Below are 22915 nucleotides of genomic sequence, written 5' to 3'. Positions count from 1 at the left end.
CGGTTGCTCAACTGGCACCGCTTTACAGGCCGTTACCGAGTGTGTCCTTTCAACTGCTCAAACCCAGTGTCAGCGCGGCCAGCACGGCATAACGGGTAGTTTTTGCGAGGCTTACGATCAGCACGAAACGCCACAGTGGTTCGCGCATGATGCCCGCCACCAGCGTCAGCGGGTCGCCGATCACCGGTAACCAGCTGAGCAGCAATGACCAGCGCCCATAACGGCCGTACCAGGCCTGGGCCTGCTGCAGGCGTTTGTCGCTGACCGGAAACCAGCGACGCCCGCGAAAGCGTTCCAGATAGCGGCCGAGCCACCAATTGACCAGCGAACCGAGCACGTTGCCCGCGCTGGCGGCCAGCAGCAGTGCCCAGACCGGCTGGGCGGCACCGAGCAGCAGCGCCACCAGCAACGCCTCGGACTGCAAAGGGAGCAGCGTCGCCGCGCCGAACGCGGCGACGAACAGCCCCAGGTAGGCGTAGATATCCAGCAAGACGAGGCGGCGTCAGGACTTCTTGTCCTGCTCGGTGTTGGCCATGATCTCTTCCAGTTTGAGGCCGGTGAGACCATGAATGGTGCGCCACAGGTAGTAGAAGATGGCCATCAGCATGATCATCGACGGAATGGCGATCATCGGATAGCTGAGCAGCGTCATGCGCCCCAGCTCGTCGTTGAAGGCTTCGCTGCCGGCCGGGCTGGTGACGATCCACTTGGCCAGTATGTAGTTCATTGCCGACGAGAAGAAGAAGGTACCGCTGAGCCAGTAGGTGGCGAGCATCAGGCGCGATTCGAAGCGCTCGGTATGGCCGCCCTGTTCCAGGCGATCATGGATCTTGTCGACGTTGAGTACCGTCTTGTTGAACAGCAGCGTGCGGATCAACGGGTAACGGGTACGCGTCGACGCCAGCACGGCGATGCCGATCAGGCCGGGGATGGCCGCTTCCTTGATCGCCAGCCACTGGTTGTCCAGGTGCAGCAGGCCGATGCCGCCGGTGAGCATTACGCTGACCAGGCCGAGCAGGGCGACGAAGTTGAATTTGCGATACTTGAGCAGCTCGAACGCGCCCCAGCCCAGTGGGAAGGCCAGAGCCAGCACCAGTGCGCCATCCGGGCCCAGTCGGGCTTCGCCGCTGAGCTTCATGAGGATCAGCGAAGGAATCAGGATACTGATCAGCAGATCGATGAATGGGCGAGGTTTGTGTGTAGCGGGGGGCGTCTGCGTGGTGTCGGTCATGTCATTGCGCGTAGGTGGACGAGCCCCGATGATCGCCTGCCTGACGCTCGGGCGCCAGCCCGATTGTCGGCGCAATCACCACAAAGTCCTTCGGCGTCGCCACTGCCTGGCTCAACGGTGCCGTGAGCGACAATTTGTCCGCTTGTAGAGGCTTTGACACGGTGCTAGCTGAAATTAGCCAGGCACTGCGGTAAAATTGACGGTCATCGCCGTCAGGTTTGCGTCGACAAAACCGAGGTGCCGAGCTTCGGTACAGGGTTCACTGATCTCGTTGCAGTATTTATGGGGATGGCCAATGGGCCTGTTGCGTCGCTACGGTGTGCTGTTTCTCGCGTTGCTGTCCTGTGCACGTGCGGACGCTGAGCTGCGCATCCTTACCGAGCCGGGGCCACCCACGGCCTTCATGAAGGGCGCCGAGCTGCAGGGTTTTGGTGTCGACGTGGTGCGCGAGCTGATCACCCGCACCGGGTCGCAGGCGCAGATCGAGATGATGCCCTGGACGCGGGCCTACACCATCGCCCAACGTGAGCCGGATGTAGGGCTGTTCGCCATGGTGCGTACACCTGACCGGGAGAAGCGCTTTCAGTGGGTGGGGCCGATCCTGCATGGCAAGGTGCGGTTCTACTCGCTGAAGTCGAGCAACCTGCAGATAGAGAGCATCGAAGATGTCGCGGCCAGTGGCCCGCTGGCGGTGCCCAAGCAATGGTACAGCTACGAAGTGCTGAAAGGTCAGGGCCTGCAGAACCTCTATGGCGTACCGACGCCGGAGACCATGGTCACCATGTTTGGCCATGGGCGGGTCAGTCTGATCATGCTGGAAGACATCCTGCTGCGCGACATGCTCGCCCCGGCAGGGCTGACGCCGGCGGATGTACAGCCGCAGATGGTGTTCATGGAATCGTCGTATTACATCGCCTTTTCCCTGGATACCGACCCGGCGATCGTTGCCGCCTGGCAGAACGAGTTGGCGGAAATGCGCCGCGACGGCAGCTTTTCGGCGATTTTCCGCCAGTGGCTGCCTGATGTAGAGCTGCCTGACGCTCTGCGCTGAGTTGGCGGGATAATTGCTGCTGGGTGCGAGGATCCGTCGCTGGCCGGCGGCATGAAACCTCCCGAATGGCGCGCAGGCAGCCCAAGCGACTGCCCGCCCGTGTTCGTGCCGGTAGCTGCAAGACACGAGAATTCGCTCGAGGTGGCCGGCACAAGGCCGCTGAGCACCCGATTCATCTGACGTTCTGGACAATGCCTTATGCCGAACATGCAACGTGCTTCCCATCATGAACTGCGGCGTGCCTTCCGTGCCCTGCTGGCCTCGGATTCCTGCTACCACACCGCATCGGTCTTCGACCCGATGTCCGCCCGGATCGCCGGCGACCTCGGCTTCGAGGTCGGCATCCTCGGCGGCTCGGTGGCCTCGCTGCAGGTGCTTGCCGCACCTGATTTCGCACTGATCACCCTCAGCGAATTCGTCGAGCAGGCCACCCGCATCGGTCGTGTTTCCAACCTGCCGGTAATCGCCGATGCAGACCATGGCTACGGCAATGCCCTGAACGTGATGCGCACCGTGGTCGAGCTGGAACGCGCCGGTATCTCCGCGCTGACCATCGAAGACACCCTGCTGCCCGCACAATTCAACCGCAAGTCGACGGATCTGATCAGTGTCGCCGAAGGCGTCGGCAAGGTACGTGCAGCCCTCGAGGCGCGGGTCGACCCGGACTTGGCGATCATCGCCCGTACCAACGCCGGCGTGCTCAGCGTCGATGAAGTGATCAAGCGTACCGTCGCCTACCAGAAGGCCGGTGCCGATGGCATCTGCATGGTTGGCGTCGAAGACTTCGACCATCTTGAGAAGATCGCCGAGCACCTCAGCGTGCCGCTGATGCTGGTGACCTACGGCAACCCACAACTACGTGACAACGCGCGTCTGGCCAAGCTGGGCGTACGCATCGTGGTCAACGGGCATGCCGCCTATTTCGCCGCGATCAAGGCCACCTACGATTGCCTGCGCGAGCAGCGCAGTGCGATCGCCAGCGACCTCAGCGCCTCCGAGCTGGCGCACAAATATACCCAGCCCGAAGACTACGTGGCCTGGGCCGACGAGTTCATGAACGTCAAGGAATAGCCCCCGCTTCACCCGCCACGCCGGACAGCGGCCGCGCAACGTGAGCCGATTCGTCCGCCGTCGGCCACTGCTTGCCAATCGCGCCCGAGTGCTCCTATCTTCCAGTCAGCACCACTAATTGGGAGAGCGATATGGCTACCGGTTGGGCGCAAGACGGCGCCGTGCAGGAACAGATCGACAGTACCATCGAGGATGCGGTGCAGCGCGCGCGCAGCCAGATGCCCAAGGGCGAGAGCCTGAGCCACTGCGAAGAGTGCGATGCGCCGATTCCCGAAGCGCGACGCAAGGCCGTTCCCGGTGTGCGGCTGTGCGTGAACTGCCAGGCGCAGGAAGACAAGGAACAGGCCAAGGCCGGCGGTTTCAATCGCCGCGGCAGCAAGGACAGCCAGCTGCGCTGATGAGCGCGCCGGTTAGCTCGGGCGAAACAGCGTCTTGTAGTAGATGGCGTTGGCGCGATACTGGCCGTCCGGCCCGCAGGCATAGTCGGGCAAGCCGCCGATGCAGGTGTAGCCAAGGTGGCGATAGAGGTTTTCCGCTTCGCTGCCGGCTTCGGTGTCCAGGTACAGCAGGCCGCGTTGCAGCGTATCGGCATGGGCTTCGAGGTGCTGCATCAGCAGGCGGGCGATGCCCCGGCGCCGGGCGCTGTTCAGTACCAGCAGCTTCTGCACTTCACCGCGATTCAGCCCGTTGGGTTTCAGGCACAGGCTGAGCTGCACCGAACCCAGTAGCTGCCCCTCGTCCTCGGCGATCCAGATCGCCAACGCGCCGCTGCTCAGATTATGGCGAACCTCGCCGAAGTAGCGGTCAGCCTCCGCCGCGTCGATATCGGCGAGAAAGCCTACCGATGCGCCGTTCGCCACGGCATCGAGCAGCAGTGCGATCAGCCCTTGTCGGTGTTCGCTGAAGTCAGCTTCCTCGAGCTGGCGGATCTGCAGGGTCATGGTGTGCTGCGCTGTGGCGTCAGCAGCAATTGCATGAAGGTCAGATCCAGCCAGCGGCCGAACTTGCAGCCGACCTGGGGCATCTGCCCGGTGATGGCGAAGCCCAGGCGCTCATGCAGACGGATCGAGGCGCTGTTGCCGCTTTCGATGGCGGCTACCATCACGTGTTTGCCGGTGCCTCTCGCCCGTTCGATCAGCGCCTGCATCAGCAGCGGGCCGAGGCCCTGGCCGCGCTGATCGCTGCGGATGTACACGGAGTGCTCGACCGTATTGCAGAAACCCTCGAACGGGCGCCAGTCGCCGAAGGAGGCATAGCCCAGCACCTCCTCCCGTTCGTTCACCGCCAACAGAATCGGATAGCCCTGGCGCGCGCGCGCATCGAACCACTCCTGGCGATTAGCCAGGTCTACCGGTTGCTCGTTCCAGATCGCGGTGGTGTTGAGTACGGCATCGTTGTAGATGGCGAGGATGCCGGGCAGGTCGGCGGGCGTGGCGTTGCGGATGGTGGTGGGCATGGACGGTCTCGGTTGGCGGGTGTGGTCTGGAGCAACTGAAGTATCACGCGGCGGGGCATCCCGGGACAACGTTCGGATCGATCCGCCCGTGCCTGCGTTGGTCGAGGTATACCGCTGATCGCCGAAGGCTCTATGGCGGGCGCCGCCCGTACGAAACCGTTTGCGATGCCGCTTGCCCGGCTATGATGGTTGGAAGGTGTTACCCATCAACCGAGCGAGGGCCTGTCATGGCATTACTACCTGTGAGCGTGGCCAAACGGATGACATGGGGAGTCTTGCTGCTGTTGATCCTGACCAGCCTGGCGGTGTATTCGGTGATGACCTTGCGCGGCAAGCCGCAATTGATGGCGGTGGGGGTCACCGCCGCCGAGCAGGCGGCTGCTGCGCTGGCGCGCCAGCTCGCCTTGCAGCTGAGCGAGATACAGGGCACCACTGCGGCCCTGGCGCATCTGGCCGAAGCGTTGCCGCGTGACGAGCAACTGGTGCGTGATAGCCTGCCTGGCGTTATCGACAGCCAGGGAGACCAGGCCATCGCAGGGGGCGGGCTTTGGCCGGAGCCGGGGGCATTCGAGCCAGACGTGCAGCGGCGCAGTTTCTTCTGGGCGCGTAACGCAGGTGGCCGCCTCGATTACAGCGATGATTACAACGCGGCCGAAGCCGCTGCCTATCAGGATGAATCCTGGTACAGCGACGCCCGCTCGGCCGCTCCAGGGCGCTGCGTCTGGTCCGAAGGCTATCTCGACAGCGTGACTGGCGTGGCCATGACCACCTGCAGCGTGCCGTACCGGATCGCCGGGCAGTTCGCCGGTGTGGCGACGCTCGATTTGCGCCTCGATGGCCTTGCGCAGTTCCTGCAGCGCGAAGGTAACGTCACTGGTGGTTATGCCTTCGTCGTCGACCAGGCGGGTAACCTGCTGTTCTTCCCTGGTGTCGAGGCGAGCAGCGAATTGCCGACCCTGGCGGGCCTGATCGCCCGGCAGCCGGCCATCGGGCCGTTGCAGGTGGCATTGCAGGCTGCTCGCTCCGGGCAGCAGACCACCATGCTGGAGCATGACGGGCAGTTGCAGGGGCCCGCCTACGTCAGTTTCCAGGCCCTTGGCGATACCGGCTGGCAGCTCGGCCTGGTCACGCCGGAGCGTCAGGTGACCGGCCTGGCCCAGCGCCTGACCGGCGAGATCCTGCTGTTCCTGCTGCCGTTGCTGGCACTGTTGCTGGGCCTGGCCTGGCTGGCGGGCCGTCGCCTGCTCACCCAGATCGAGGAAACCACCGGGCAGATCGAGCAGCTCGGTCAGGGTGGTGGCAGCGCCCAGTTGCAGGTGCAGCGGGCCGACGAGATTGGCGCCCTACGCGGCGCGGTGAACCGCTATGCCGGTTCCCTGCGGGCCATGTTGCTCGATATCGCCGGGGAGTCGCGGGTACTGGAACGCCAGGCATCGGAGCTGGCTCACCTGTCGGTGATGATCGCCGAGCGTGCCGAGACCCAGCGTGAGGACAATGCCCTGCTGGCCACTGCGATTACCGAGATGTCGGCCAGCGCGCAGGAAGTGGCGGGTAATACCACCGATTGTTCGGACACCGCGGATCGCTCGCTGGCATCGGCGCGCCAGGGCCAGGGCAACGTGCGCGGCAACAGCGAGTCGATCCAGACACTGGCCCAGGAGATCGGCCAGGCCGAGTCGGCCATCAGCCGGCTGGGCTCGGATATCGAGCGCGTCGGTAGTGTGCTCGCCGTGATCACCTCGATTTCCCAGCAGACCAACCTGCTCGCGCTGAATGCCGCCATCGAGGCGGCTCGTGCCGGAGAACAGGGTCGTGGCTTCGCCGTGGTGGCGGACGAGGTGCGCACGCTGGCCGGGCGAACCCAGGCCTCGGCCAACGAGATCCAGGTGATGATCGGCCAGTTGCGCGATGCCTCCGTACAGGCGGTCGCGACCATGCAGGCCGGTGTCAGGCGAACCCAGGAGGCGGTCGAGCAGGCCAACGGCGTTGCGGTCACCCTGGAGGGGACGGTGAGCGGTTTCGAGGATATCGTCCAGCGCGCCCAACAGATCGCGGTGGCCGCTCAGCAACAGAGCCACGTGACCCACGAGATCAGCGAACTGGCGGTACGCATTCATGGCGCCAGCGAGGAAGGCGCGCGCGACTCCGGGGTTCTGCGTGAGCTGGGGCGCACTATCGAGGAACTGTCCCAGCGCCTGGCGCGGATGAGCCGCCACGGCTGATTCGCCGTGGCCCGGATGCTTGCGGCATCTGGCCCTGCCGTGATTGAAAGGTGCTGGATAGAGTGGCGGCAGTTTTCCTGGAGAGGCCGCCATGTTCATGCTTCTGGCCGCGTTCGCCGGCCTGGTTCGCGGCTATAGCGGTTTCGGTTTCGCCATGATCCTGGCCCTGGGCCTGCTCATCACCAAGCCTCCGGCCGAGGTGCTTCCCGTGGTGCTGCTGCTCGACCTGCTGTGCAGTGCCAGTCTGTGGCCGCGTGCGCTGCGCGATGTGCAGCGGCCGCTGGCGGCGCGCCTGATAGCCGGCATGTGGCTGGCGGTGCCCATCGGCGTGCTGGCGTTGTCCTGGGTGCCGGCGGCCTGGCTGGCGCCGGTGATTGCCTTGCTGTGCCTGATCGGCGGTGTGCTGGTGCTGCGCCAGCCGCAGGCACGGTTGGCTGCGCGCATGCCGGCTTTGCGCCCGGCGTTCTGGGCGGGCCTGGGCTCTGGCCTGGCGACTACCCTGGCATCTGCCGGCGGGCCGCCGCTGATGCTCTATCTGCTGAGGTGCGGGCTTGCACCGCTGGCCTTGCGCGCCACGGCGATCCTGTTCTTCGCCGCCAGCAGTGCCACGGCATTGCTTGGCATGTGGGCGTTTGGCCTGGTCGGCACGGCTCATCTGCACCTGGCCGCGACCCTGTTGCTACCGGCGCTGGTCGGCAACCTGCTGGGGCAGTGGCTGCAGCCGCGCTGGCAGCCGTTCGCCTTGCACCGCGCGGTTGGCGTGTTGCTGGTGGTTTTGTCGGCAGTGTCGTTATGCGCCAGCCTGCTCAAGCCATGACCGCGAGAGGCCGGGCGCAGGGTGCGCCCGGCCTAGGAGCTGTTGACGTTTCGGCAACTCGGCTTGCGCTGAAACGTCAACAGGCCCTAACCATCACTTGTCGCGGTCGACGGCGAAGGCCGACCAGGCCTGGCGGCTGGGCATGATTTCCAGGCGGTTGATGTTGATATGGTCGGGCAGAGTGGCGACGTAGAAAATCTGCTCGGCGATATCCTCGGCGGTCAGCGGCGTGGTGCTGCCGTACAGCGCGTCGGAAGCGGCCTGGTTGCCCTTGGTGCGCACCAGGGTGAACTCGGTTTCCGCCATGCCTGGGGCGATGTCGGTGACGCGCACGCCGGTGGACACCAGGTCGCAGCGCAGGTTGAAGCTGAACTGTTTGACGAACGCCTTGCTGGCGCCATACACGTGGCCGCCCGGGTACGGCCATTCACCGGCCACCGAGCCGATGTTGACGATGCTGGCGCCCTTGCCGGTTTCCAGCAGTTTGGGCAGCACGGCATGGGTGACGTTGACCAGGCCAGTGATGTTGGTGTCGATCATGGTGTGCCAGTCTTCCAGCGCCACTTTCTGCGCCGGTTCCGGGGCCAGGGCCAGGCCGGCGTTGTTGATCAGCGCGTGAATCTTGTCGAATGGTGCAGGCAGGCTGTCGACCAGGGCCTGGACGGCGCTGGAATCACGCACGTCGAGGGTGGCGATGTGCACCGGCACCTTGCCTTCGAGCTCGGACTTGAGCGCCTCCAGGCGCTCCAGGCGCCGGCCGCTGAGTACCAGTGCCCAGCCTGCTTCGGCGAAACGGCGGGCGGTGGCGCGGCCGAAACCGGAGGTTGCACCGGTGATGAAAACTACCTTGGTCATGTTCTGCCTCTTTTCAGAATGTCAGTAACGGCCGCTGCGTCAGGCAGCTGACCTGGTTCGTCAGGCTTCGAGCTCGAGGAACTTGCGTACCCGCTCGGTCTCCGGGTTGCTGAAGAATTTCTCCGGGGCGGATTTTTCGATGATCTTACCTTTTTCCAGGAACACCACCTGATCCGATACCGCTCGGGCGAACTCCATTTCGTGGGTGACCACGATCATGGTGTAGCCCTCGGCGGAGAGGTTCTTCATCACCGTCAGCACTTCGCCGACGCGCTCCGGATCGAGTGCCGAGGTAGGCTCGTCGAACAGGATCACCTCCGGACTCATGGCCAGTACGCGGGCAATCGCCACACGCTGCTTCTGGCCGCCGGAGAGGGTATAAGGATAACTGTCCCGCTTGTCGCCCATGCCGACTTTTTCCAGTAATTCGATGGCAATGGTACGGGCCTGTTCCTTGGCCATGCCCTTGACCTGTACCGGCGCCTCCATGACGTTCTGCAGCACGCTGAGATGTGGCCACAGGTTGAAGCCCTGGAACACCATGCCGGTCTTGGCGCGGATCGCCGCCAGTTCTCGGTTGGTCATCCTGCGCCCGGCCTCTTCGTTGACCCCGATGCGTTGGCCGGCGATGTAGATGCTGCCGCGATCCGGCTCCTCCAGCCAGTTGATGCAGCGCAGCATGGTCGACTTGCCCGAGCCGGAGGAGCCCAGCACGCTGACCACCTCGCCCTTGTTCACGGTCAGTTCGATATCGCGCAGTACCTCGATGTCGGAGAAGCTCTTGGACAGGTTGTGAATGCGTACCGCCGGGATGTCAGCCATGTTCGAATCCTCGTTTCGCGCCGAAGCGTGCGGCCCATTTGAGCGCCAGTTCCAGGCAGATGCTGATGAGCCAGTACAGAACGATCACCACCACGAAGGCTTCGGTGGGAATGAAATAGGTGGCCTGCACCGAGTTGGCGGCGGCGGTCAGCTCCTGCACGGTGATGATGGTCAGAAAGGCGGTGTCCTTGAGGGCGATGATCAACTGGTTGCCCAGCAGCGGCCGGGTCTTGATCACCAGTTGCGGCAGGATGATGCGCATGAACAGCTTGAACGGCGTGAAGCCATGGGCCTTGGCCGCCTCGACATAGCCCGCCGGCAGTACCAGGCGGCTACCGCGCAGGATCTCGGCGAAGTAGGCGCCATGGTAGACGATCAGCGCGATCAGGCCGGCCGTCCAGGCATCCAGGCGCAATCCCAGGCGCGGCAGGCCGTAGTACAGCAGGTAGGCGAGGATCAGGAACGGCAGCATGCGCATGCCGTTGACCAGCCAGCGCACCAGGATCGACAGCGGTGTACGTTCTTCCAGGCTGTAGAGCATCGCGCAGCCAAGCACGAAGGCGAAGACGATGGATAGGGCGAATAGCGCCAGGGTGTTGAGGAAGCCGTTGAAGAAGGCTTCGCGGGCGTCCCAGATAATGCTCCATTCGGTCATGCTGAAATTTCCTTACATGGCCAGCCGGTTGGCTTTCTTCTCGGCAATCGCTTGCAGCTTGAGCAGTACGCCGATGATCAGCATGTACAGCAGCGCGGCAGCGAGAATCGGCGGCAGTGGGTCGTAGGTGACGGCGGCGATGCGGTTGGTCACCCGCGTCAGGTCGACGATGCCGATGATGGCGATGGCCGGGCTGCCCTTGATCAGGAAGGACATTTCGTTGACCAGGCCGGGCAGGCTGCTGGTGAGCATCTGCGGCAGCATGATGCGGCGGAAGAACACGCCCTGGGTCATGCCGCAGGCCAGTGCCGCTTCCTTCTGGTCGCGGGAGAAACTGATGAATGCCGAGCGCCAGATCTCCGCGTTGAAGGCGGTGGTATTGAGCGTCAGGGCGAGGATGGCTGCGGTGTTGCGATCGAGGTTGACGCCGAACATCGGTGCGGAAAGGAAGATGAACAGCACCAGGGTCACCAGCGGTGTGGCGCGGGCCAGGCTGGTGTAGAGGATCAGCAGCTGTTCCAGGAAGGGGATGCGTGCCATGCGCAGCAAGGCGATGCCGAGCCCGGTGAGCACGCCGATGGCAATGGCGATGCCGGATATCCACAGGGTCGTCCAGGCGCCCTCTAGCAGCAATAGCCAGGCTTGTCCGTTCATGGCGGCTCCTTTGGGGCGAGATAAATGAGGCGAGCGAGTCAGGCGGGGTTGGCAATCCCCGCGCCTGCTCGTTGTCTGCCGTGACGCGCCGGGATTACTTCATGCCGGCCAGGGTGTGGAACTGCTCGACATCGGTAATCGGTTCCTTGGGCATGGCCGGGAAGGACTCGCCGAACCACTTGGTCTGCAGCTCGGCCAGACGGCCGCTGTCGCGGATCTGATCCATGAAGCCGGTGACCAGCTTCAACAGTTCGGGGCTCTTCTTCGGCACCGGCCAGGCGGCGAAACCGTCGCCGGATACCGCGATGCCCTTGGCGAAGGTATCGCCGCGGGTCTTGACCAGGTCGTTGACCGAGATCAGCGCGTTGATCACGTAGTCCAGGCGGCCGTTGGCGAGATCCGCATAGGCTTCCGGATAGGACTGGTACTCGACCACTTCGCCGATCTTGCAGTCGGCATCGGCCATCATTTTCTTCAGCTCCGGCAGGCGTGCGAGCAGGGCGCTGCCGGCCTGCAGACCGGCGGTCTTGCCACACAGGCTGGCGATGTCACCAAGGCGGTCGTCCCCGGCACGCTTGACGTAGAAGTGCTGGGCCGAAGCGAATGGCGGGGCGAAGTTGAATACGCGCAGGCGGTCATCGGTGACCAGCGCGCCGGTGAAGGCCATGTCGTACTGACCGGAAGATACCGAGGCGAGCAGACCTGTCCAGGGCAGGATTTCCTGGCGTACGTCGAAGCCTTTTTCCTTGGCGTAGGCCTTGAGGTCTTCCAGCAGCTCCTTGTGGAAACCCTCGGGCTTGCCGTCGACGATGTAATTGAACGGCGCGTAGTCGTCCTCGGTGGCCACGCTCAGGTAGCCGCGCTTTTCCACGTCGGCGATATCGGCGTGGACGATCATGCTATTGGCCAGCAGGCAACCTGCCAGACCTGCGAGCGCCAGTTTGCGCAATTGGGCGAATCCGTTCGTTGGGGTTGGGTTGCCGGTGTGGGTCATGGTGAGCGCTCCAGAGGTCGACATATCGATTGGCTTGCGATGGGCGTGCCAGGTGGCTGTTTTTCACCATAGAGAGCGCAATGCCTCGGGCAATAGGTGCAGTTTGGCGCATTCGCCTGGCCAGCCTGGAACGGGGGCCATGGCTCACTAATTGCTTCGTGGTGAGCACATCGCATGGAGCGGCAGTGACCATGATCGACCACTTCTTCCATCTGGATTTCGACCAGCAGCGCGGATTGCAGGAGCAGCTGCGTGAGTCACTGGTGTCCGCCATCCTCGCGGGCGGCTTCCCCCAGGACGAGGCCTTGCCGTCCTGCCGACGTCTGTCCCAGCAACTGTCGATTTCCCGCAACACCGTGGCGCTGGTCTACGAAAGCCTGCTCGACAACGGCTATCTGGTCAGCCGACCGCGCAGCGGCTATTACCTGCACCCTGACTACTGCGGCAGCCAGCGCGAAGTCGCCCTGGCACGTCTGGCGCCGGCCCATAGCGATGCCAATCCGCACGCCGTCGGCGCACCAGGATGGAGCGGTCGCTTCAAGATGCAGCCGAGTTTGAGGCATGGCGTGCTGCGCCCTAGCAACTGGCGGCGTTTCACCTACCCCTTCATTTACGGCCAGCCGATTGCCGACCTGTTTCCCCTGGAGCGCTGGCGCGAGGTGTCGCGTAGCAGCATGCGCAACGAGCGCAACCCGGAGTGGCTGCGTGACAGCCACGACCAGGACGACGCCATGCTGATCGAGCAACTGCGTACCCGGGTACTGCCCAAGCGCGGCATCTGGGCTGGCGCCGATGAAATCCTCATCACCCTCGGTTCGCAGAACGCTCTCTACCTGCTGGCGACCCTGCTGATGAGCAAGGGCACCCGCGTGGCGCTGGAAAATCCGGGATTCGGTGATGCCTGGAACGTTTTCGACCTGCAGGGTGCGGACATCCATTTACAGGATGTCGACGAGCAGGGCATGCGCGTCGACGAGCGCCTCAACGACTGCGAATATCTCTATGTCACGCCTGGCCACCAAGTGCCCACCGGCGTGAGCATGAGCGCAGCGCGGCGCAGCCAGTTGCTGCAGCAGATCCGCCAGCACGATCAGATCGTCATCGAGGATGACTACGACGCCGAGCTGAATTTCGACAGCCACGCGCAGCCGGCTCTCAAGGCCAGCGACAGCAGCGGTCGGGTGGTGTACATGAGTAGCCTGTCCAAGGCGTTTTCACCGGGGTTGCGGCTGGGCTATCTGGTCGCCGATGCCGAGCTGGTGGAGGAATTGCGTGCCTTGCGCCGGCTGATGTATCGCCATCCGCCGCTGAACAATCAGCGCATGCTCGCCCAGTTTCTTGCCCAGGGGCATTACGATGCGCACCTGCGGCGTTTTCGCGAGGAGTACGGGCGCCGTCGCGAGGCGCTGCATGGCGCGCTGGATAGCATTCTGGATGGCTGTCGGCATGTCAGCAGCGCTGGTGCAGGCGCCTTCTGGCTCAGCGCGCCAGCAGGCGTCGACAGCCAGAGGCTGGCCTGGGCAGCCGCTCAGCAGAGTGTGCTGATCGAGCCGGGCGCGCAGTTCTTCTTCAACGAAGAGCCGCCGCAGCGCTATTTCCGAATGGGCTTTCACGCCATCGACGTGCCGCTGATCGAGCCGGGCATCCGTATCCTCAATGAGGTGCTGCAGGAGCAGTGATGCCGCTGCAATCTGTGATAACCCACGATCTGCACCGCCACGGATATCGCTCGTGGGTTACGCGGCGCTCCATCACCGTGTTGCCAGGGCTTACAGAGCCCTGCGCCGCTAACCCACCCTACGGGATCTGTGCTCGGCGCCTAAGCTGCGCAGTCCGGCCCATCCGGTTTTCGTCTGTTACAGGTACTTGGCGCTGAACTCGCCGATCACTTCGTCGAAGATCGCCAGGGCCTGCTGCACCTGGGCCGCGTTGACCATGCACGGCGGCACCACGTGGATGCGGTTTTCCACCACGAAGGCCAGCAGCCCGCGATCCAGCAGCGCGGCCTTCATCTGCGCCATGATTGGCGCCGCCAGTGGCGTTTTCTTCACCGGGTCGGCGACGAATTCCAGCGCCTGGAACAGGCCGATGCCGCGTGCCTCGCCGATCAGCGGGTATTTGCCGGCAAGTGCCTTGAGGCCCGGGCCGAGCAGTTCCTGGCCTATCTGCCGGGCGTTGTCGACCATGCCTTCCTCGGCCATGGTGTCGAGGGTGGCGACGATCGCCGCCATGGCCAGGGGGTGACCGGAGTAGGTCAGGCCGCCGGGGAAGAAGTGGCTGTCGAAGTACTCGGCGATGGGCTGGGAGATCATCACCCCGCCAGCCGGTACATAGCCGGAATTGACGCCCTTGGCGAAGGTGATCAGATCCGGCACCACCTCGAAGTTGTCCAGTGCCAGCCAGCTGCCGGTGCGGCCGAAACCGGCCATCACTTCATCGAGAATCACCAGAATGCCGAACTCGTCGGCCAGGGCGCGTACGCCCTGCATGTAGCCTTTCGGCGGCACCAGAATGCCGGCGGTACCGGGAATGGTTTCCAGCAGAATCGCGGCGATCGAGGCCGGGCCTTCGCATTCGATGACTCGGCGCAGGTGCTGCAGCGCGCGGGCACATTCCTCTTCCTCGCTGGTTGCATTGAATTCGCTGCGAAACAGGTACGGATTGAAGAAATGCACATGGCCGCGGGCGAATTCGTTGGGCACCCGGCGCGGATCGCCGGTGGCGACGATCGCCGAGCCGGTGCTGCCGTGGTAGGAGCGATAGGCCGAGAGGATCTTGTCGCGACCGCTGTAGGTACGCGCCATGCGCATGGCGTTTTCGTTGGCGTCGGCACCGGCGTTGGTGAAGAACACCTTGCTGAAGTTGGCCGGTGCGTGGGAAAGGATGCGCTTGGCCGCCTCGCCGCGCATCAGGTTGGCGGTAGCCGGGGCGATGGTCACCAACTGCTCGGCCTGGGCCTTGATCGCGGCAATCACCCGGGGATGCTGGTGGCCGATATTGGTGTTGACCAACTGGCTGCTGAAGTCCAGGTACTCGCGCCCATCGTAGTCCCACAAGGTGCACCCGGCGCCACCGGCGATCACCAGCGGGTTGAGCGCGCCCTGGGTCGACCAGGAGTGGAAAACGTACTGGCGATCCAGGGCGTGGACATAGTCGTTGCTGATCTGCGTTGGGCTGCTCATGGCGACCTCGTGAGTGCGAAGTGGGGCCGGCCGTGCGGTCGGCGTGGTATGACAGGTCACTCACCATAGGAATAAAGCGATGTGCTTCCGTAGTGCCAGATGCCTGGAGTCGCTGAGTCAGCTATCTGGCCCGTCGACCGCCGGTAACTGTCCCTGGCGCCGTTGGGGCAACTTGCTAGGGTGATGTGATCTACGTACTTGGAGATCACCACCATGGCACATGCATTCGAGGTCAACGCCACGCCACTTGACCGGCGTCTCGCCGACAGCCTGGACAGCCCGGCGATCCGTCAGGCGCGTATCGACCTGGCGGCCTGTTTTCGTATGGCCGCGCGGCTCGGTATGGGCGAGGGGATCTGCAATCACTTTTCCTTCGTGGTGCCCGGCCATGACGACCTGTTCCTGGTCAATCCCTATGGCCTGGCCTTCGCCGAGGTGACCGCCTCGTCGCTGCTGATCTGCGATTTCCACGGCCGTGTGGTGGCCGGGGAGGGCACACCGGAAGCCACGGCGTTCTTCATCCACGCGCAGCTGCATCGCCTGCACCCGCGGGCCAAGGCGGCGTTCCACACCCATATGCCCAACGCCACGGCGCTGTGCATGCTCGAAGGCGACCCGTTTATCTGGGCGGGGCAGACGGCTCTGAAATTCTATGACCGCATGCGGGTGGACGAGCATTACAACGGCCTGGCACTGAACAATGCCGAGGGCGAGCGTATTGCCAGCGCGGTGGGCGAGGCGGATGTGCTGATGCTGAAGAATCACGGCCCGCTGGTGCTGGGTGCCTCCATCGCCGAAGCCTGGGACGATCTCTACTACCTGGAGCGTGCCGCCGAGGTGCAGCTCAAGGCCATGGCCAGCGGCCGGCCCCTGAAAGCCGTGCCCCATGAACAGGCGCGCAAGGCCTGTCGGATCATGCTCGAAGGCAATGCCGAGAGCGCCCATCTGCATCTGCAAAGCATCAAGCGCCAGATCGCCCGGCTGGAGCCGGATTTCACCGATTGAAGGGCTGCTGTAAGGCGCAAGCAGACGTAGGGTGGATGACGCTCTTTTCATCCACCATCGCGATTGCAGAGCGGTGGACGGGTCGGGCCGCGTAGGTGAAGCGTCGTCCACCCTACGAACGGCCGTTTGCGCCTTTAAGACCGTAGAACGTAGCCTGGATTAGCCGCAGGCGTAATCCGGGGCCGAAGGCCGTGATCCATGGTTCAACGCGGGTCACCGACCGGCTTCTTTCGCCTTTACGCCGACATGATGGCGGGGCTTAGATCGCCACCAACCCGCGCACGCCATCCGCCTCCATGGTCTCGCCACGGCCCTGCTGGACGATCTCGCCGCGGCTCATCACCAGGTACTGGTCGGCCAGCTCGGCGGCGAAGTCGTAGAATTGCTCGACCAGCAGGATGGCCATATCGCCACGGGCGGCGAGCTTCTTGATCACCACGCCGATTTCCTTGATCACCGAAGGCTGGATGCCTTCGGTGGGTTCGTCGAGGATCAGCAGGCGTGGCTGGCTGGCCAGGGCGCGGCCGATGGCCAGCTGTTGCTGCTGGCCGCCGGAGAGGTCGCCACCGCGGCGGTGTTTCATCTCCAGCAGCACCGGGAACAGCTCGTAGATGAAGGCCGGCACTTCCTTGGCCTGGCTGGCGGGGAAGCGCGACAGGCCCATCAGCAGATTTTCCTCCACCGTAAGGCGGCCGAAGATCTCGCGGCCCTGGGGCACGTAGGCGATGCCGGCGTGTACCCGCTGGTGCGGCTTGAAGCCGGTGATCGGTTTGCCTTCCCAACTGACTTGGCCTTCCTTGGATGGAAGCAGGCCCATCAGGCATTTGAGCAGGGTGGTCTTGCCTACGCCGTTGCGCCCGAGCAGGCAGGTGACTTCACCCACCCTGGCCTCGAACGACAGGCCGCGCAGGATATGGCTGCCGCCGTAGTACTGATGCAACTTTTCGACTTGGAGCATGACTTACCCCTCTGAGCCGCAAGCCTAAAGCGGCAAGGGCGTAGGGTGGAGCGGGGCGCGTAGCTGACGCGTTATCCATCCACCGTGTGGATTCCTGGTGGATGAAAAAAGCGTCATCCACCCTACAATTTTCCAGCTGGCGCGTCAGCGCCCCAGGTAAACCTCGATCACCCGTTCGTTGGCCTGCACGCTGTCCAGCGAGCCTTCGGCCAATACCCGGCCCTGGTGCAGCACGGTGACGTGGTCGGCGATGGTGCCGACGAAGCCCATATCGTGCTCGACCACCATCAGCGAGTGCTTGCGCGCCAGGGACTTGAACAGCTCGGCGGTGAATTCGGTTTCCGCGTCGGTCATCCCGGCGACCGGCTCGTCGAGCAGCAGCAACTGCGGATCCTGCATCAGCAGCATGCCGATCTCGAGGAACTGCTTCTGACCGTGGGACAGCAGGCCTGCCGGGCGCTGGCGTGAAGCGTCGAGACGGATGGTGGCGAGTACCTCGTCGATGCGGTCGCGCTGCTCGCCGCTGAGTCTGGCGCGCAGGCTGGCCCACACGGACTTGTTGGTCTTCTGCGCCAGCTCCAGGTTTTCGAACACGCTCAGTGCCTCGAATACCGTTGGCTTCTGGAACTTGCGACCGATGCCGGCCTGGGCGATCTCGACTTCGCTCATCTGGGTCAGGTCGAAGGTTTCGCCGAAGTAGGCGACGCCACTGTTCGGCCGGGTCTTGCCGGTGATCACGTCCATCAGGGTGGTCTTGCCGGCGCCGTTGGGGCCGATGATGCAGCGCAGTTCGCCGACGCCGATGTACAGCGTCAGGTCGGTCAGCGCCTTGAACCCGTCGAAGGCGACGTTGATGTCCTCCAGGGTCAGGATGGTGCCATGGCGCACGTTCAGGCCACTGCCCGCACTCTGGCCCAGGCCGATGGCATCGCGGCTGCTGCCGGCTGGATCGATCATCGCTTCCGGGATGGGGGCGATTCTCATGATTTATCCCCTCGCTTGATGAGGCCGATTACGCCCTTGGGCAGGAACAGGGTGACCACGATGAACAGCGCGCCGAGGGCGAACAGCCAATACTCGGGGAAGGCCACGGTGAACCAGCTCTTCATGCCGTTGACCAGACCGGCACCGAGCAGCGGGCCGATCAGTGTGCCGCGCCCACCGAGCGCCACCCACACGGCGGCCTCGATGGATTGGGTCGGCGCCATCTCGCTGGGGTTGATGATGCCGACCTGAGGCACGTACAGCGCACCGGCCAGGCCGCAGAGCACTGCCGAAAGCACCCAGATGAACAGCTTGTAGCCGCGCGGATCGTAGCCGCAGAACATCAGTCGGTTCTCGGCGTCGCGCAGGGCGGTCAGCACCCGGCCGAACTTGCTGCGCGCCAGGCGCCAACCCAGGTACAGGCTGCCTACCAACAGCACCACGGTGGCCAGGAACAGGGTGGCGCGGGTGCTCGCCGCGGTGATCTCGAAACCGAGGATGCTGCGGAAGTTGGTGAAGCCGTTGTTGCCGCCGAAGCCGGTCTCGTTGCGGAAGAACAGCAGCATGCCGGCGAAGGTCAGTGCCTGAGTCATGATCGAGAAATACACGCCCTTGATCCGCGAGCGGAAGGCGAAGAAGCCGAACACCAATGCCAGCAGCCCTGGCGCCAGCACCACCAGGCACATGGCCCAGAGGAAATTGTCGGTGCCGTACCAGTACCAGGGCAGCTCCGTCCAGGCGAGGAAGCTCATGAACGCTGGCAGGCCGTCGCCGGCGGCTTCGCGCATCAGGTACATGCCCATGGCATAGCCGCCGAGGGCGAAGAACAGCCCGTGGCCGAGAGACAGCAGGCCGGCGTAACCCCAGACCAGATCGAGCGCCAGGGCGACGATGCAGTAGCAGAGGATCTTGCCGACCAGGGTCAGCGTGTAAGCCGAAACGTGCAGGGCGTGGTCGCCGGGCAGCAGGTGCAGCAGCGGCATGGCGATCAGCACGGCGAGCACCAGCAGGCCGATGACGATGCAGACCTGCGGGCCGAGCTTATGGCTGGCGCGGGCCAGCAGCGTTTGGTTGGCGGCGTTCATCGGTGAATCCCCTGTAAGCCGACCTGTGGGAGCGCGCCATGCGCGCGAACGATGGTGGTGATGCAGTCGCTGGCTTGGCCAGCTCCCACGGTGTTGCGGTCGAGGATCCGGTTCAATCGATCACCCTCCCTTTCAGGGCGAACAAGCCTTGCGGACGCTTCTGGATGAACAGAATGATCAACGCGAGGATGAGGATCTTGCCCAGTACGGCGCCGATCTGCGGTTCGAGGATCTTGTTGGCTAGCCCTAAGCCGAAGGCCGCCATCACGCTGCCGGCCAGTTGGCCGACGCCGCCGAGCACCACCACCAGGAACGAATCGATGATGTAGCTCTGGCCCAGGTCGGGGCCGACGTTGCCGATCTGGCTGAGGGCCACGCCGCCGAGGCCGGCGATGCCCGAGCCGAGGCCGAAGGCCAGCATGTCCACGCGGCCGGTGGGCACGCCGCAGCAGGCGGCCATATTGCGGTTCTGGGTGACGGCGCGCACGTTCAGGCCGAGGCGGGTCTTGTTCAGCAGCAGCCAGGTGAGCACGACGACGAACAGGGCGAAGCCGATGATGACGATACGGTTGTACGGCAGCACCAGGTTGGGCAGCACCTGGATGCCGCCGGACAGCCAGTAGGGGTTGGCCACCTCGACGTTCTGCGCACCGAACAGCACGCGCACCAGCTGGATCAGGATCAGGCTGATGCCCCAGGTGGCCAGCAGGGTTTCCAGCGGGCGGCCGTAGAGGTGGCGGATCACCGTGCGCTCCAGCGCCATGCCGATGGCGGCGGTGACGAAGAACGCCACCGGCAGCGCCACCAGCGGGTACAGCGCCAGGGCCTCGGGGGCGAAGCGCTGGAACAGGATCTGCACCATGTAGGTGGAGTAGGCGCCGAGCATCAGCATCTCGCCGTGGGCCATGTTGATCACCCCGAGCAGGCCGAAGGTGATGGCCAGCCCCAGGGCGGCGAGCAGCAGGATCGAGCCCAGGCTCATGCCGCTGAAGGCCTGGCCGAGCAGTTCGCCGACCAGCAGCTTGCGCTTGACCTGGGCCAGGCTGGTTTCCGCAGCGGTGCGCACCCCAGCGTCACTCTCCACGCCGGGCTCCAGCAGGTTCTCCAGGCGGGTACGCGCCAGCGGCTCGCCGGTTTCACCGAGCAGGCGCACGGCAGCCAGGCGTACCGCCGGGTTGGGGTCGACCAGTTGCAGGTTGGCCAGGGCCAGGGTCAGGGCGTCGTGTACGCTGCTTTCCTCTTCGGCGGCGAGCACCTGGGACAGCAGCGGCAGTTGTGCTGGCTGAGCGCTCCTCTGCAGTTGCCGCGCGGCGCTCAGGCGCAGCGCCGGCTCTTCGGCAAGCAACTGGTGGCTGGCCTGGGCGTTGGCGACCAGGCCACGCAGGCGATTGTTCAGGCGCAATTTGCGCGGAGTGTCGGTTGGCGTTGCTTCGCCTTCGGCGGCTTGGTAACCGTCCTCGGTTTCGATAAAGGCGGTCTTGTCGCTATCCGCGGTCACGCGGCCCTGCTGCAGGGCGTCGATCAGTGGCTGACGCGCCGGGTCGGGTGCGGCGGCCCAGCTTTCCAGCAGTTTGGCTTGCTGCGCTGGGCTGGCGGCAACGAAGTCGTTGGCGTCGCCGGCCTGAGCGGCGAACGGCAGCAGGAGCAGCAGGCTGAGAAAGAGTCGGACAAAGGTGTTGTGCATGGGGATGTCCTAGGTTGCCCGGCAGAACCGGGGAACTGTAGGAGCTGGCTTGCCGGCGATCAGTCTTCAATAGCGAGTTGCTCTGAAGATCGATCGCCCGCAAGCGGGCTCCTACCGATAGGTAGCGCTGTGGATCAGTTCGACTTCACCGGGGTGTCGCCTTTCTTGTCGTTGCCTTCGATGTACGGGCTCCACGGCTGGGCGCGAACCGGGCCGTCGGTTTCCCAGACCACTTCGAACTGACCGTCGTCCTGGACTTCGCCGATCATCACCGGCTTGTGCAGGTGATGGTTCTTCTCGTCCATCTTCAGGGTGAAACCGCTCGGCGCGGCGAATTCCTGGCCGGCCATGGCCTCACGCACCTTGTCGACGTCGGTGGTGCCGGCCTTTTCGACCGCCTGGGCCCACATGTGCAGGCCCACGTAGGTGGCTTCCATCGGGTCGTTGGTGACCACGGTATCGGCGTTCGGCAGCTTCTTGGCCTTGGCGTAGGCTTTCCAGTTGGCGACGAACTGCTCGTTGACCGGATTCTCCACCGACTGGAAATAGTTCCACGCGGCCAGGTGACCGACCAGCGGCTTGGTGTCGATGCCGCGCAGTTCTTCTTCGCCTACCGAGAAGGCCACCACCGGTACGTCGGTGGCTTCGATGCCCTGGTTGGCCAGTTCCTTGTAGAACGGCACGTTGGAGTCACCGTTGACGGTGGAGACCACCGCGGTCTTGCCGCCTGCGGAGAACTTCTTGATGTTGGCGACGATGGTCTGGTAATCGCTGTGGCCGAACGGCGTGTAGACCTCTTCGATGTCCTTGTCCTGAACGCCCTTGCTGTGCAGGAAGGCGCGCAGGATCTTGTTGGTGGTGCGCGGGTAGACGTAGTCGGTGCCAAGCAGGAAGAAGCGCTTGGCGGCGCCGCCGTCTTCGCTGAGCAGGTATTCCACCGCCGGGATCGCCTGCTGGTTCGGCGCGGCGCCGGTGTAGAACACGTTCGGCGACATTTCCTCGCCCTCGTACTGCACCGGGTAGAACAGCAGGCCGTTGAGTTCCTCGTAGACCGGCAGTACCGATTTACGCGATACCGAGGTCCAGCAGCCGAAGGTCACCGCGACCTTGTCCTGGGTCAGCAACTGGCGGCCACGCTCGGCGAACAGCGGCCAGTTGGAGGCCGGGTCGACCACCACCGGCTCGAGCTGCTTGCCGAGCACCCCGCCCTTGGCGTTGATCTCGTCGATGGTCATCAGCGCCATGTCTTTGAGCGATGTTTCTGAAATGGCCATGGTGCCGGACAGCGAGTGCAGGATGCCGACCTTGATGGTCTCGGCTGCCTGGATGCTCCAGCTCAGGCCCATGGCGGCGATGGATGCGGAGAGGGTGAAGGCCTTGATCAGGCTGCGACGTTGCATAGGGCGATCTCCATTCACTAACAATTAAGTGGTTGTGTTATTGGCAGTTGGTCAAGGGACATCGGATCAGCCCTGTGCCTGCACGGCCCGCTGGCGGGCGCTGTGCAGCATGTGCAGGGTGATCTTGCGCACTTCCGCCTTGCTGACCTCGATATGGGTCTTCAGCAACAGCTGTGCTTCTTCGCAACGGCGCGACAGGATCGCGCCGAGAATGCGTGCGTGCTCTTCGTAGGTGGCTTCCACCCGTGGCGTCTTGGTGAAGTCGAGGCGGCGGATGATGCGGATCTTCTCGCTGACTTCGCCGTGCAGGCGGGCCATCTCGCGGTTGCCGGTGGCTTCCACCAACTGGCAGTGGAAGCGTTCGTCCAGCCGCGAAACCTCGCGGCCGTCGTCCAGGCGCTGCTCGGGCTGCACCATCCAGATGCGCTGCAGCTCCTCCAGCGGTTCGGGGGTCTCGCCGGCGCTGCGATCACAAAGGCGCTTGACCGCCGCCAGTTCGAGGACGATGCGCACGTCGTAAAGCTCCTCGAAATGGTGGAAGTCGAATGGCTTGACCTGCCAGCCGCTGCGGAAATACACCTCCAGGTACCCCTCGCGCTCCAGGCGATACAGCGCCTGGCGCACCGGCGTGCGGCTGGCGGCCATGCGCTCGGCCACTTCGCCCTCGCTGAAACGGTCGCCCGGCAGCAGACGAAACTCGAAGATGTCGTCCTTGAGCTGTTGGTAGATGCGCTCGGCGAGGTTCTCCGGGCGCTCCTTGCCACGCTTGATCGGGTCGACCAGTTGCAT

Annotated in this window: 23 protein-coding genes; 7 read left to right on the top strand and 16 right to left on the bottom strand. The window is 64.1% G+C overall.

Features of this window, described 5'->3' with window-relative positions:
- Nucleotides 1-49: 49 nt before the first annotated feature.
- Together DNK06_RS00420 and DNK06_RS00415 are read right to left on the bottom strand one after the other, a co-directional pair.
- Complete coding sequence (locus DNK06_RS00420) at nucleotides 50-490, bottom strand: YqaA family protein (RefSeq protein ID WP_207389978.1); 441 nt, start codon at nucleotides 488-490, stop codon at nucleotides 50-52.
- 12 nt (nucleotides 491-502) lie between these two features.
- On the bottom strand, nucleotides 503-1231 hold the full coding sequence (locus DNK06_RS00415; protein WP_131178082.1) for a VC0807 family protein: 729 nt from the start codon (nucleotides 1229-1231) through the stop codon (nucleotides 503-505).
- A gap of 295 nt (nucleotides 1232-1526) precedes the next feature.
- Between DNK06_RS00415 and DNK06_RS00410 the strand changes: the two genes are divergently transcribed.
- The 3 genes from DNK06_RS00410 to DNK06_RS00400 all read left to right on the top strand — a co-directional run bounded on the left by DNK06_RS00410 (nucleotide 1527) and on the right by DNK06_RS00400 (nucleotide 3751).
- Nucleotides 1527-2282 (top strand): substrate-binding periplasmic protein, encoded by a 756-nt coding sequence (locus tag DNK06_RS00410; protein ID WP_131178081.1) that lies wholly within the window; start codon nucleotides 1527-1529, stop codon nucleotides 2280-2282.
- A 207-nt stretch (nucleotides 2283-2489) separates the two neighbouring features.
- The gene (locus tag DNK06_RS00405) at nucleotides 2490-3353 is read left to right on the top strand and encodes an isocitrate lyase/PEP mutase family protein (RefSeq protein WP_131178330.1); all 864 of its coding nucleotides are present in this window, start codon (nucleotides 2490-2492) and stop codon (nucleotides 3351-3353) included.
- 131 nt (nucleotides 3354-3484) lie between these two features.
- Nucleotides 3485-3751 (top strand): DksA/TraR family C4-type zinc finger protein, encoded by a 267-nt coding sequence (locus DNK06_RS00400; RefSeq protein ID WP_131178080.1) that lies wholly within the window; start codon nucleotides 3485-3487, stop codon nucleotides 3749-3751.
- A 12-nt stretch (nucleotides 3752-3763) separates the two neighbouring features.
- Here DNK06_RS00400 and DNK06_RS00395 read toward each other — a convergent pair whose 3' ends face one another.
- Nucleotides 3764-4294, bottom strand: a complete 531-nt coding sequence (locus tag DNK06_RS00395) for a GNAT family N-acetyltransferase (protein WP_131178079.1) — start codon at nucleotides 4292-4294, stop codon at nucleotides 3764-3766.
- Nucleotides 4291-4809, bottom strand: coding sequence for a GNAT family N-acetyltransferase (locus tag DNK06_RS00390; protein WP_131178078.1), 519 nt, complete (start codon nucleotides 4807-4809; stop codon nucleotides 4291-4293). The genes DNK06_RS00395 and DNK06_RS00390 overlap by 4 nt, the downstream gene beginning before the upstream one ends.
- 227 nt (nucleotides 4810-5036) lie before the next feature.
- On the opposite strand from DNK06_RS00390, the gene DNK06_RS00385 reads away from it, so the two are divergent.
- Nucleotides 5037-7031: a methyl-accepting chemotaxis protein gene (locus DNK06_RS00385; protein WP_131178077.1), complete on the top strand. Its 1995-nt coding sequence runs from the start codon at nucleotides 5037-5039 to the stop codon at nucleotides 7029-7031.
- Nucleotides 7032-7122: 91 nt separating this feature from the next.
- Complete coding sequence (locus tag DNK06_RS00380) at nucleotides 7123-7848, top strand: sulfite exporter TauE/SafE family protein (RefSeq protein ID WP_131178076.1); 726 nt, start codon at nucleotides 7123-7125, stop codon at nucleotides 7846-7848.
- Nucleotides 7849-7941: 93 nt separating this feature from the next.
- Here the strand turns inward: DNK06_RS00380 and DNK06_RS00375 are convergent, their stop codons facing one another.
- The 5 genes from DNK06_RS00375 to DNK06_RS00355 form a co-directional block, all read right to left on the bottom strand.
- Nucleotides 7942-8703, bottom strand: coding sequence for an SDR family NAD(P)-dependent oxidoreductase (locus DNK06_RS00375; protein ID WP_131178075.1), 762 nt, complete (start codon nucleotides 8701-8703; stop codon nucleotides 7942-7944).
- A 60-nt stretch (nucleotides 8704-8763) separates the two neighbouring features.
- Complete coding sequence (locus tag DNK06_RS00370; protein WP_131178074.1) at nucleotides 8764-9525, bottom strand: amino acid ABC transporter ATP-binding protein; 762 nt, start codon at nucleotides 9523-9525, stop codon at nucleotides 8764-8766.
- Complete coding sequence (locus DNK06_RS00365; protein WP_131178073.1) at nucleotides 9518-10180, bottom strand: amino acid ABC transporter permease; 663 nt, start codon at nucleotides 10178-10180, stop codon at nucleotides 9518-9520. Before DNK06_RS00365 ends, DNK06_RS00370 begins: the two co-directional genes overlap by 8 nt.
- Nucleotides 10181-10192: 12 nt before the next feature.
- Nucleotides 10193-10834 (bottom strand): amino acid ABC transporter permease, encoded by a 642-nt coding sequence (locus DNK06_RS00360; RefSeq protein ID WP_131178072.1) that lies wholly within the window; start codon nucleotides 10832-10834, stop codon nucleotides 10193-10195.
- A gap of 94 nt (nucleotides 10835-10928) precedes the next feature.
- The gene (locus tag DNK06_RS00355) at nucleotides 10929-11828 is read right to left on the bottom strand and encodes a transporter substrate-binding domain-containing protein (RefSeq protein ID WP_165493605.1); all 900 of its coding nucleotides are present in this window, start codon (nucleotides 11826-11828) and stop codon (nucleotides 10929-10931) included.
- A 191-nt stretch (nucleotides 11829-12019) separates the two neighbouring features.
- Between DNK06_RS00355 and pdxR the strand changes: the two genes are divergently transcribed.
- On the top strand, nucleotides 12020-13507 hold the full coding sequence (pdxR, locus tag DNK06_RS00350) for a MocR-like pyridoxine biosynthesis transcription factor PdxR (protein ID WP_131178328.1): 1488 nt from the start codon (nucleotides 12020-12022) through the stop codon (nucleotides 13505-13507).
- Between the two features lie 177 nt (nucleotides 13508-13684).
- On the opposite strand, the gene DNK06_RS00345 is transcribed toward pdxR, so the two are convergent.
- Nucleotides 13685-15010, bottom strand: coding sequence for an aspartate aminotransferase family protein (locus DNK06_RS00345; protein WP_131178071.1), 1326 nt, complete (start codon nucleotides 15008-15010; stop codon nucleotides 13685-13687).
- A 213-nt stretch (nucleotides 15011-15223) separates the two neighbouring features.
- On the opposite strand from DNK06_RS00345, the gene DNK06_RS00340 reads away from it, so the two are divergent.
- Nucleotides 15224-16015 (top strand): aldolase, encoded by a 792-nt coding sequence (locus tag DNK06_RS00340; RefSeq protein WP_131178070.1) that lies wholly within the window; start codon nucleotides 15224-15226, stop codon nucleotides 16013-16015.
- A 259-nt stretch (nucleotides 16016-16274) separates the two neighbouring features.
- Here the strand turns inward: DNK06_RS00340 and urtE are convergent, their stop codons facing one another.
- From urtE to DNK06_RS00310, 6 genes are all read right to left on the bottom strand, one after another.
- Nucleotides 16275-16973: an urea ABC transporter ATP-binding subunit UrtE gene (gene urtE, locus DNK06_RS00335; RefSeq protein WP_131178069.1), complete on the bottom strand. Its 699-nt coding sequence runs from the start codon at nucleotides 16971-16973 to the stop codon at nucleotides 16275-16277.
- 144 nt (nucleotides 16974-17117) lie between these two features.
- Entirely contained in the window at nucleotides 17118-17957 is an 840-nt protein-coding gene (gene urtD / locus DNK06_RS00330; RefSeq protein ID WP_131178068.1) for an urea ABC transporter ATP-binding protein UrtD, read from the bottom strand.
- Nucleotides 17954-19042, bottom strand: a complete 1089-nt coding sequence (gene urtC, locus DNK06_RS00325; RefSeq protein ID WP_131178067.1) for an urea ABC transporter permease subunit UrtC — start codon at nucleotides 19040-19042, stop codon at nucleotides 17954-17956. Before urtC ends, urtD begins: the two co-directional genes overlap by 4 nt.
- Nucleotides 19043-19154: 112 nt before the next feature.
- On the bottom strand, nucleotides 19155-20726 hold the full coding sequence (urtB, locus tag DNK06_RS00320; RefSeq protein WP_131178066.1) for an urea ABC transporter permease subunit UrtB: 1572 nt from the start codon (nucleotides 20724-20726) through the stop codon (nucleotides 19155-19157).
- Nucleotides 20727-20860: 134 nt separating this feature from the next.
- A complete protein-coding gene (gene urtA, locus DNK06_RS00315) occupies nucleotides 20861-22126 on the bottom strand; it encodes an urea ABC transporter substrate-binding protein (RefSeq protein WP_131178065.1) in 1266 nt (421 codons plus the stop codon).
- Between the two features lie 66 nt (nucleotides 22127-22192).
- The gene (locus DNK06_RS00310; RefSeq protein WP_131178064.1) at nucleotides 22193-22915 is read right to left on the bottom strand and encodes a GntR family transcriptional regulator; all 723 of its coding nucleotides are present in this window, start codon (nucleotides 22913-22915) and stop codon (nucleotides 22193-22195) included.

It is taken from the genome of Phytopseudomonas daroniae (assembly GCF_004327285.1).
Classification (GTDB): domain Bacteria; phylum Pseudomonadota; class Gammaproteobacteria; order Pseudomonadales; family Pseudomonadaceae; genus Aquipseudomonas; species Aquipseudomonas daroniae.
The sequence above is the reverse complement of the archived record's forward strand: the minus strand, read 5'-3'. Positions and strand labels throughout refer to the sequence as shown.